Source organism: Hydrogenobacter sp., assembly GCA_041287335.1.
GTDB lineage: Bacteria > Aquificota > Aquificia > Aquificales > Aquificaceae > Hydrogenobacter.
Window position 1 is genome coordinate 1 of the sequence record JBEULM010000044.1, and the last position, 9451, is coordinate 9451.

Genomic DNA, 9451 nt, shown 5'->3' on the forward strand with positions numbered 1-9451 from the left:
TACGAATACGCCTTCTTTATTCTTTATCTTTGCCATAGGTAGGTTGTTCTGTTTTGCGTAGATGTATTCTACATAGCCTATACCACCTTGAGACCTCTTTACATAGTTCGTTACGCCTTCATTACCCTTTCCACCCACACCACTGGGCCACTTGACAGAGGTACCAAATCCTACCCTTTCCTTCCACTCGGGGCATACTTTAGAAAGCCAGTTGGTAAATATCCAGCTGGTGCCAGAACCATCTGATCTGTGGACTACAACTATGTTTCTGTCTGGCAGGTTAATGTTTGGGTTTAGCTGTTTGAGGTATGGGTCATTCCACTTTTTTATCTTTCCAAGGTATATGTCGCAAACTGCTTTCCCGTCAAGGTTTATTATCGTTTTGCCAAGTTCTGATACATTGTAGGTTATAACAACCGCACCTATAACGGTAGGAAACTGTAGAAGATTGTGCTTGTTTAACTCTTCCGGTGCAAGCGGTGCGTCAGAGGCTCCAAAATCTACAGTTCTGTTGATTATCTGCCTTATGCCACCGCCGGATCCTATCGATTGATAGTTCACCTTGTTTCCTGTTTCCTTCTCAAAGTAGTAAGCCCACCTGGAATAAATAGGATAAGGAAAGGTTGCTCCCGCTCCAGAGATTTCCATGGCGAGAACTGTGCCTGTTAAAACTGCTAAGGCTAATACTGCTTTTTTCATGTTTCTACCTCCTTACTTAGATTTTTCTTCTTCAAGAGCTTTTTTAATCATAGATTGTATATCTTTGTTCCTTTCATCCATATCCTTTCTTAGTTGGTCGGCTACCTTCATGGCTTCTTCTGGCGTTATCACACCCTTTTCTGTAAGAAGTTCAAGAAGTGTGTCTAAGGCTGGGTGGTTTGTGCCTGCAAAGGCGAAAATTGGCAAACTCAAAATTAGCGTTATGAAAAGTTTCTTCATGACCTTTACCTCCTTCGCATACGAAATTCTACAGATTAATTGTTAAGATTCCGTTAAGGAAGGTAGAAGATGATTTCCTCTCCCAAGCTTACCTTCAGTTTGTCTTTTGCACTATCAAGAGGTATAAAAAGCTCCATAAAGCCGAAGCTTCCACACAAGAGAGCTGGCTTTTTTACTTTCTGTTGCAAAAAATGGGATACTACGCATAGTTTTTCTCCTCTGAACTCGCCCATTGTGAAATTGCCACAAGGAACGTTTGTTACACAGTTCCCGAATCTATCAAAGTAAATTATCTTTCCTTTTACCTTTTTCCCATCAGAAAGAGGATCTTCCCACTTTAACATGTAATTGTACTCAAAAGATCTTCCTACCTCATGCAGTGGCAATCCGGTACTTAAGTAAGCACAGATAGGAGCAAAGACATCTCTTCCATGAAAAGTTTCGTTCCATCTTGGAAGTGTGTAACGCTCTATCTGATAGGCAAGTATATCCATACCTATATCTTTCAAAGCGAGATCAAAAATTCCGTTGTGAGGACCTACAAAAGTGTATTTGCCACATTTTAAAGCTAAGGGTTTTCTTGAAGATCCTACGCCGGGATCAACAACGCAAAGAAAGATAGTATCTTGTGGAAAGTATCTGTAGTGAGCTTTAAGTATCAAAGCACCTTCAAGAATATTAAAAGGTTCGATATTATGGGTTATATCAACTATCTGAAGATCAGGGTTTATAGATAGCATCACACCTTTCATAGCACCTACAAAACCATCTTTCGTGCCAAAATCTGTAAGTAAAGCTACCGTAGGTCGCACGATCAAATTTTAACCTGTGCTAAAATACTTGTATGGCGGTGAAGATAGACATAAACAGCGTGCAGAGAGATATGTTCATCGAGCATGCGGGACAACCATACAGAGTGCTTGATTACGAACATGTAAAACCCGGTAAAGGGCAGGCTTTTGTGAGGGTCAAGGCAAAAAATATGCAGACAGGTAACGTCATTGAGATCACGTACAAGTCATCGGATACCATTGAGCTTGCAGACTTTGAACAAGTCTTTGCGGAATACTCTTACAATGACGGTAGCAATTACTACTTTATAAGTCAGCAAACTTACGAGATGATACCTGTGCCTGCGGAAAACATAAAAGAGGAAATAAAGTTTTTAAAGGAAGGTATGACGGTAGTTGTGTTTCTCTATAAGGGTCAACCTATAGGCATAGAGCTTCCCAAGCATGTGGAACTCAAAGTTGTTGAAACAGATCCAGCCTTCAAAGGTGATACTGCAGCTGGCGGTTCAAAACCTGCTAAGCTGGAAACAGGTGCTGTAGTTCAGGTGCCTTTCTTTGTCAACGAGGGAGACATAATAAAAGTTGACACGAGAAAGGGTGTTTATATTGAGAGAGTCAAGTGATGGACAGAGATTTCATAAAGGAGATCATAAGTCTCGTGAAAGGAAGCGATATAAAAAGTTTGAGTATAGAAACGGAGGGATTGAGAATTCACATTGAAACTTATCAGAAGGAATACCCACAAAGGGCTGAGGTACATAGAGAGATCAAACATGTGGAAATCTTACCACCTTCCGAAGAAGCCACACAGGAAAAGCACTTGCATGTAATAAAAAGTCCCTTGGTGGGTACCTTTTACAGATCTCCCTCTCCCGGTGCGCCACCCTTTGTAGAGGTTGACGATATCGTATCACCTGGTCAAGTACTTTGTATAATAGAAGCTCTCAAGGTTATGAACGAGATAGAAAGTGATGTAAGAGGCAGGGTAGTGAAGATACTTGTTGAAAACGGAGAGACGGTAGAATACGGTCAGCCGCTTTTTCTAATAGATACGAGCGTTTGAGCTATGGAAGAAAAGCGTGTAAGCCTTATCCTTTCTGAGGAAGACACTTATGTAGCTGCTACCTCAGTTGGTGAGTTAAAGGTCGGTGAGCATGGATATAAACCGATGGAACTTCTCCTTGTGTCACTTGCTGGCTGTTCGGGTGTGGATATCTCAAGCATCCTCAGAAAGAAGAGACAGAAAATTAAAAGCATAAGGATAGAAGTTGTAGGAATAAGAAGGGACGAATTCCCGAGAGTTTACGAAAGTATAAAGATCATATACAGTGTTAAGGGTGAAGGTATAAGCAGAAAAGCTGTAGAATCCGCAGTGAAGCTTTCTATAGAGAAGTACTGTAGTGTCTACGCTATGCTCAGCAAGTCCGTCCCTATTGATGTGGAGATTGAGTTATGGGAAGAGAAAGATTATCAAGAAAGTTAGATTTTCTGAGAGAGCGTCAGGAAAAGGCTCTCGTATGTTACCTCATGGCAGGTTATCCAGACCTTGAATCATCCCTTCAAGCTTTCAGATCTGTCTTAAAAAGTGGAGCTGACATTTTGGAAATCGGCTTTCCCTTCTCCGATCCAGTAGCCGACGGTATCACCATACAGCACGCTCACGAGGAGGCTCTAAAAAGGGGGACCAAATTTAAGGATATACTCTATATTAGTTCAACGCTCAGGCAGGAATTTCCGGATATCCCCTTTATACTCATGACTTATTACAATCCTATGTTCAAGATAGGTCTTGAGCGGTTTTGCCACCTTGCGAAAGAGAACGGTATAGATGGTTTTATCGTTCCAGATCTCCCACCTGAGGAATCCGAAGAACTCGGAAGTTACACCCAAAAGTACCAACTTTCACTCATACTTCTCGCATCACCTACAAGCTCGGAAAGGAGACTTAAACTAATATGCAATCACACGGATCTACTCACTTACTTTATTTCCATTACGGGAACAACTGGTGCAAGGGAAGATCTGCCCTTAGAAAGATTGAAAGAGAACATAAGAAGATACAGAGAAAACTGTCAAAAACCGGTTGTGGTTGGCTTTGGCGTATCAAAAGGGGAACATGCAAGAGCAATAGGCGAGTTTTCCGATGGAGTCGTAGTGGGTAGCGCTCTCGTGAAGCTTGCAGGTGAAAGAAATATTGAGGATCTATCCAAGAAGGTCAAGGAGTTAAAATCCTCGTTAAAGTTGTGTCCAAAAGTATAAATAAATAAAACACTTGAATTCACAAGCTTTTTATGAGATCTTGAGAATTATGAAGCTTTCTCTAAAAGTGGATGGGATGACCTGCGTTAACTGTGCGAGATCCATAGAAATAAATTTGAAGAGACTCAAAGGTGTGAAGAAAGTAGAGGTTTCTTTTGAACTGGGTAGGGTGTATGTAGAGTTTGATGAAGATCTCCTCTCACCGGAAAATATAAAAGATGTTATAGAAACTCTTGGCTATAGGGTTTCTTCCGGTGTAGAAAGAAGAGACAGAAGCCTTTTTATACTTTTCCTTTGCGTATTCCTTAGCTTACCTTTTCTGCCACTGATGTTTTTCCACAATTACTGGACAGTTTATGCAGAGTTTTTGCTCGCTACTCTCATTCAAATTATAGGGGGATATGGTTTTTACAGATCAGCATACAGATCTTTGTTATCCGGTGTTGGGAATATGGATCTTTTAGTTTCATTGGGAAGCACCTCAGCCTACCTTTATAGCTTATTTACCATGGTCGGACTGCTTGAAGGTCACCCATTCTTTGAAACCTCAGCCTTTCTTATAACTTTTGTGAGGGTGGGAAAGTATCTTGAAGATAGAGCTAAAGAGAAGGCTACAGGATCATTAAGAGAGCTTTTCGGCATACAAACCAGTAAGGTCAGAGTGTTAAAAAACAACAAAGAGGAAGAAAAACCCGTTCAGGATGTATTCATAGGTGATATCATACTTCTAAAAACTGGGGAACTCGTTCCCCTTGATGTTATTATCGTTGAAGGAAGCCTTGAAGTGGACGAATCCGTTATAACCGGTGAAAGCAAACCTGTATTAAAAGTGCCGGGGGAACGCATCCTTTCTGGAAGTATAGTGCTAAACGGTTTTGCAAAAGCGAGGGTAGAAAAAACTCTGGGAGGTAGTTACGTATCCCTTCTTATAAAGCTCGTTGAGAATGCCCTAAGACAAAAGCCCAAGATACACAGGATAGCTGACAAGGTCTCTCATTACTTTGTACAGTTTGTGGTAGCTCTCTCACTTGTTGTTTTTGCTCTGTGGTATTTGAAGACGGGTGACCTCCAGAAGAGTTTCAGCTTCGGTCTTTCTGTACTTGTAGTTTCCTGCCCCTGTGCCTTTGGAATAGCTGTTCCATTAGCTCTAACCGTTGGTCTTTTAAGAGCATACAAGAAGGGTTTGCTTATAAAAAACCCCTCTGCACTTGAAAAGATGAAAGACATTAACGTATTGCTCTTTGACAAGACAGGCACCCTCACGGAAGGAAAACCTAAACTGACAAAAGCGGTATTTTATAAAGAAGCTATAAACATAGCCTTCTCCCTTGCAAGAACCTCCAATCATCCGCATGCAAAAGCTATAAAGGAGTATTGTGAAAATTTAGGAGCTGGGGCGATTGATCTCAAAAACTGTACCGAGGTTCCGGGAAGGGGAGTATTTTGCGACGATTACTTTCTCGGAAATCCCAGTGAGCTTGGTATCAGCTCCGAGAACTCTGCAACCCTTCTGGCGAAGGGTAACGAGATATTAGCGGAGTTTCACTTTGAAGAAGGTATAAGGGAAGGCGTAAAGGAAACTCTTGATTATCTGAAAAACAGAGGTATAAAACTCGTTATGATTACCGGTGATGCCGAAGACAGGGCAAGGAAAACCGCACAAGCTCTTTCTATAGAAGTATTTCACGCAAAAGTGAAACCTGAAGAAAAGCTCTATTTACTGGAGGTTTATCAAAAGGAGGGCTATGCCGTAGGAATGGTAGGTGATGGGATAAACGATGCACCGGCTATGGCAAAGGCTGATGTATCCTTTGCGATAGGTTCAGGCACGGATGTTGCCAAAAAGGTGTGCGATGTGGTTCTTCTTTCCGGATTTGGTGGTCTCAAGTTTCTATTTGAGGTTGCTGATAAAGTGAGTCTTCGCATAAAGCAAAACCTCTTTTGGGCGTTTTTTTACAATGCGCTTGGCATACCTTTAGCAGCGGGGCTTTTTTCCTCTTACGGATTCGTATTAAAGCCAGAGATAGCGGGGCTTATGATGGCTCTTTCCTCTTTGAGTGTGGTCATAAATTCAGTCAGAAAGTGAAAAATTCTGTTATAATAAATAGACCTAAACCTCAGGAGGAAAGGCATGGCGCTCAGGATAAGGCTTGCAAGATTTGGAAGGTCACATCACCCCATATACAGGATAGTTGTCATGGACGCAAAAAGTCCAAGAGAAGGAAGATACATAGACATACTCGGAGCTTATGACCCAATAAGAAGACATTTAGAGCTTAAAGAGGAAAAGGTAAAAGAGTGGATATCAAAAGGTGCGGAAATTACTGACCGTGCCAAAAGTCTTCTCAGAAGCGCAAAAATACTCTAAAAGGAGGTAAGACATGAGTCAGCTGAGAGACATTGTAGAAATAACTGCCAAATCCCTCGTAGACAATCCGGATCATGTTAATGTAGTTGAAATTGAAGGGGAAAAGACAGTAGTTATTGAACTCAGGGTGGACCAAAAGGATCTGGGTAAAGTTATAGGTAAGCAGGGTAGGATAGCCAGGTCTCTCAGAACTATCCTTTCAGCCATGGGTAGAAAAACCAATAAAAGGGTTGTGCTTGAAATATTAGAGTGAGATAGACTGGGACTTCTAACCCTCCTGCCTATATTTATCCTTATGACGGTCCGTAGCTCAACTGGATAGAGCGTGGGACTACGGATCCCAAGGTTGCGGGTTCGACTCCCGCCGGACCGGTTTCCGAGTTCATAACTTTTTCACTTTTTTGATTTAAAATACACTTAAATTAACTTAAGGAGGCTTGATATGAGAAAGCTACTTTTTGCGCTCAGTTTTTCTGGGGTTGTATTTGCTGTGCCAAAAATAGAAGTCAAGGATGCATGGGTGAGGGAAGTACCACCAGTATCAAGCATGAGCGCTGCCTACATGGTAATTGAAAATAAGGGAGATGCACCTGATAAGCTTGTAGGCGCATCTACCAGTATAGCGAAAGTTGTAGAACTTCACGAAACGGTTGGGGGCAAAATGAGGAAGGTAAAAGCTTTAGAGATCCCTCCGGGCAAAAGCGTGGAACTAAAGCCGGGAGGATATCACCTTATGTTGATAAACCTCACAGAAAAACCCAAAGAGGGACAAAAGGTTGAAATAACGTTGAAGTTTGAAAAATCAGGGGAAGTTAAGGTAAAAGCTGACGTGAAAAAATCTGAAGGCGGTATGCATATGCACGAAGGACATTAACGCTGTACATAAAGCACTATACCTAAGCCTATTAAGGCAGTTATTATGCCTGTTATCAGTATCATACCCCACCCCATAGGATAGTGGGAAGCGGCTCCCATAAAGAGTAGCATAGGATAAGATAGTGTAAAGTTTACGCGTGAAAAGAGTAAAGCCTGCTTTCCCCAGCTGGGATCTGGCTTTTCCCCTTTAAGTGTTGCTTGAATAATTCTCTTCTGATTAGGCCAGATGAAAAGCCAGACGTTGATCATCATAATTATACCAAGCACACCCCCTACTAATATAGTTTTTGCAGAATCGGAGCTTACTATGTCACCTGCGGACCAGTATTTCATGTAAATAATTATTAGACCTACTATAACTGTGACAAGAGCTGCATATCTAAACCACGCTAGAGCTATTGGCATGAGTTTTGGTATATGAGCAGGTCTCTCTTCAGGCTTGGTCATCTTTGTGTAAGGTGTATTTACCAGATTGAAAAAGTAAAGAAGCCCTATCCATGTTATGCCAGCTACAAAGTGGATCCACCTAAAAAATATCTCCCAACCTGAGTAAGAAACCTCCGGCATTTTTACACCTCCTCTTCCTTTTTAAATAAAACTACCTTCAAGTCAAAAAATTGCAAGATGATTGTCCTCATATAATGATGTTTTTCAAATATGTTAAAATTCTAAAAAGTAAACTCTTACAAGGAGGTGGTACAATGGCAGTTCACAAATTGCAACCGAAAGACCATCTGAAACCCTCCGACCTGAGGGGTATATCCAACGAGCAAATAGAACCTCATTTTGAAGCACACTACAAGGGATACGTTACAAAGTATAACGAGATTCAGGAAAAACTTGCCGATCTTAATTTCTCAGACAGAAGCAAAGCCAATCAAAATTATTCCGAATATAGAGAGTTAAAGGTTGAAGAAACTTTTAATTATATGGGTGTTGTCCTTCATGAGCTGTATTTTGGACATCTAAAGCCTCAGGGAGAACCATCTCAAGCACTCAGAAAGAAAGTGGAAGAGGATTTTGGATCTTGGGATGCCTGTATTCAGGAGATAAAGTCCGCAGGTATAGCTTTTAGAGGGTGGGCTATTCTGGGGCTTGATATCTTTTCGGGTAGGCTTGTAGTCAACGGTTTAGATGCTCACAATATGTATAATTATACAGGACTCATTCCCATCATAGTTCTTGACACTTATGAACATGCTTACTATGTAGATCAGAAAAACAAGAGACCTCCCTACATAGATGCATTCATTCAAAGCTTAAACTGGGACGTTATAAACGAAAGGTTTGAAAAGGCTATGAGAGCCTACGAAGCCCTGAAAGACTTTATAAAGTGAACATTTCTCAAAGGGAGGGGGAATTTAGAATTACTTTTCCCCTTTGAGAAATAGTACTATATCAGCCTTCTTTACGAAATCTTTGTAAAGGTCTTCCCGCTTGGAGATCTCAGCTACGATCATGCCCCTTTTTAAAAGCCGTGTGCGTAATTTCTCAGCTATGCGTCTGTTATCAACATTCAAAATCTTCATATTCTAAAGCATAAGATCATTAGGTTAAGATTTTATGAAGGAAACCTTTATAAAAACTTAATATCCTTTTTTTTAAAATTTGGGCTATGCATTTTTTTGTGCTGATGCTTCTGGTAAGCGTGGTGTTTTCCGAAGAAATAAAGCTAAGTGACGCTCTCAAACTCCTCAAAGAAAAAAACTATGATGTTAAGATAGCGCAGTATGAAGTGAAAAAGGCTGAAGGGGCATACGTTCAATCTGGGCTTTTGCAAAACCCTACCCTTTCTGTAAACTACACAGGACTTAACTTTGGGAAAAGCTTTGTGTATGACACGGGCAACACCCTGTTTTCTGCAAGGATAGACCAACCCATAGAGTTAGGGGACAAAAGACAGTATAGAAAGCTATCTGCCTTTTATCAGCTAAGGTCAGTAGAGTATCAAAGGGATAGCCTTCTTAGAAGTTTGGAGCTTCAGTTCATATCTGTGTATTTTCAGACACTTTCCGACAGAGCATACCTTGAGTATTTGAGCGAGGATCTGAGGGATTTTGAGAAGATGCTCAAAATCCAGGAGCAAAAACAGAAGCTGGGATTTTTAAGTTTAATAGACCTTATAAAGCTAAAACTTTACAAAGTGGATCTTGAGAGTGCAATACAACAAGCGCAAGCTAACTACAAAAAGGATATGAAGGATCTAAGCTTCTACTTA

General features: G+C 41.0%; 15 protein-coding genes and 1 tRNA gene. 11 read left to right on the forward strand and 5 right to left on the reverse strand.

Annotated elements, in window-relative coordinates; all coding sequences use genetic code 11:
* The 3 genes from pstS to ABWK04_06370 all read right to left on the reverse strand — a co-directional run.
* A partial coding sequence (gene pstS, locus ABWK04_06360; GenBank protein ID MEZ0361495.1) for a phosphate ABC transporter substrate-binding protein PstS occupies nucleotides 1-699 on the reverse strand: 699 nt, incomplete at its 3' end.
* A 12-nt stretch (nucleotides 700-711) separates the two neighbouring features.
* The gene (locus tag ABWK04_06365) at nucleotides 712-939 is read right to left on the reverse strand and encodes a hypothetical protein (protein ID MEZ0361496.1); all 228 of its coding nucleotides are present in this window, start codon (nucleotides 937-939) and stop codon (nucleotides 712-714) included.
* Between the two features lie 53 nt (nucleotides 940-992).
* On the reverse strand, nucleotides 993-1751 hold the full coding sequence (locus ABWK04_06370) for an SAM-dependent chlorinase/fluorinase (protein MEZ0361497.1): 759 nt from the start codon (nucleotides 1749-1751) through the stop codon (nucleotides 993-995).
* A gap of 32 nt (nucleotides 1752-1783) precedes the next feature.
* On the opposite strand from ABWK04_06370, the gene efp reads away from it, so the two are divergent.
* The 9 genes from efp to ABWK04_06415 all read left to right on the forward strand — a co-directional run bounded on the left by efp (nucleotide 1784) and on the right by ABWK04_06415 (nucleotide 7231).
* Nucleotides 1784-2353 (forward strand): elongation factor P, encoded by a 570-nt coding sequence (efp, locus tag ABWK04_06375; protein ID MEZ0361498.1) that lies wholly within the window; start codon nucleotides 1784-1786, stop codon nucleotides 2351-2353.
* Nucleotides 2353-2793 carry an acetyl-CoA carboxylase biotin carboxyl carrier protein gene (gene accB, locus ABWK04_06380; GenBank protein MEZ0361499.1) on the forward strand — a complete coding sequence of 147 codons (441 nt, stop codon included), beginning with the start codon at nucleotides 2353-2355 and terminating at the stop codon, nucleotides 2791-2793. Before efp ends, accB begins: the two co-directional genes overlap by 1 nt.
* Before the next feature lie 3 nt (nucleotides 2794-2796).
* Nucleotides 2797-3213: an OsmC family protein gene (locus ABWK04_06385; GenBank protein MEZ0361500.1), complete on the forward strand. Its 417-nt coding sequence runs from the start codon at nucleotides 2797-2799 to the stop codon at nucleotides 3211-3213.
* A complete protein-coding gene (gene trpA / locus ABWK04_06390; GenBank protein ID MEZ0361501.1) occupies nucleotides 3183-3989 on the forward strand; it encodes a tryptophan synthase subunit alpha in 807 nt (268 codons plus the stop codon). Before ABWK04_06385 ends, trpA begins: the two co-directional genes overlap by 31 nt.
* A 49-nt stretch (nucleotides 3990-4038) precedes the next feature.
* Nucleotides 4039-6075 carry a cation-translocating P-type ATPase gene (locus tag ABWK04_06395; protein ID MEZ0361502.1) on the forward strand — a complete coding sequence of 679 codons (2037 nt, stop codon included), beginning with the start codon at nucleotides 4039-4041 and terminating at the stop codon, nucleotides 6073-6075.
* A gap of 45 nt (nucleotides 6076-6120) precedes the next feature.
* Nucleotides 6121-6357 carry a 30S ribosomal protein S16 gene (rpsP, locus tag ABWK04_06400; GenBank protein MEZ0361503.1) on the forward strand — a complete coding sequence of 79 codons (237 nt, stop codon included), beginning with the start codon at nucleotides 6121-6123 and terminating at the stop codon, nucleotides 6355-6357.
* 13 nt (nucleotides 6358-6370) lie between these two features.
* Nucleotides 6371-6610: a KH domain-containing protein gene (locus ABWK04_06405; GenBank protein MEZ0361504.1), complete on the forward strand. Its 240-nt coding sequence runs from the start codon at nucleotides 6371-6373 to the stop codon at nucleotides 6608-6610.
* A 46-nt stretch (nucleotides 6611-6656) separates the two neighbouring features.
* Nucleotides 6657-6730: transfer RNA gene (locus ABWK04_06410), tRNA-Arg, on the forward strand.
* Between the two features lie 69 nt (nucleotides 6731-6799).
* Complete coding sequence (locus ABWK04_06415; protein MEZ0361505.1) at nucleotides 6800-7231, forward strand: copper chaperone PCu(A)C; 432 nt, start codon at nucleotides 6800-6802, stop codon at nucleotides 7229-7231.
* Here the strand turns inward: ABWK04_06415 and ABWK04_06420 are convergent.
* Nucleotides 7228-7800 (reverse strand): urate hydroxylase PuuD, encoded by a 573-nt coding sequence (locus tag ABWK04_06420; GenBank protein ID MEZ0361506.1) that lies wholly within the window; start codon nucleotides 7798-7800, stop codon nucleotides 7228-7230. The two genes, ABWK04_06415 and ABWK04_06420, sit on opposite strands and share 4 nt — an antisense overlap.
* A 134-nt stretch (nucleotides 7801-7934) precedes the next feature.
* On the opposite strand from ABWK04_06420, the gene ABWK04_06425 reads away from it, so the two are divergent.
* Nucleotides 7935-8570, forward strand: coding sequence for a superoxide dismutase (locus ABWK04_06425; protein ID MEZ0361507.1), 636 nt, complete (start codon nucleotides 7935-7937; stop codon nucleotides 8568-8570).
* A gap of 30 nt (nucleotides 8571-8600) precedes the next feature.
* Here ABWK04_06425 and ABWK04_06430 read toward each other — a convergent pair whose 3' ends face one another.
* Entirely contained in the window at nucleotides 8601-8762 is a 162-nt protein-coding gene (locus tag ABWK04_06430; GenBank protein MEZ0361508.1) for a hypothetical protein, read from the reverse strand.
* A gap of 86 nt (nucleotides 8763-8848) precedes the next feature.
* Here ABWK04_06430 and ABWK04_06435 point away from each other — a divergent pair.
* Nucleotides 8849-9451 (forward strand): TolC family protein (locus ABWK04_06435; protein ID MEZ0361509.1); only part of this gene is annotated, 603 nt, incomplete at its 3' end.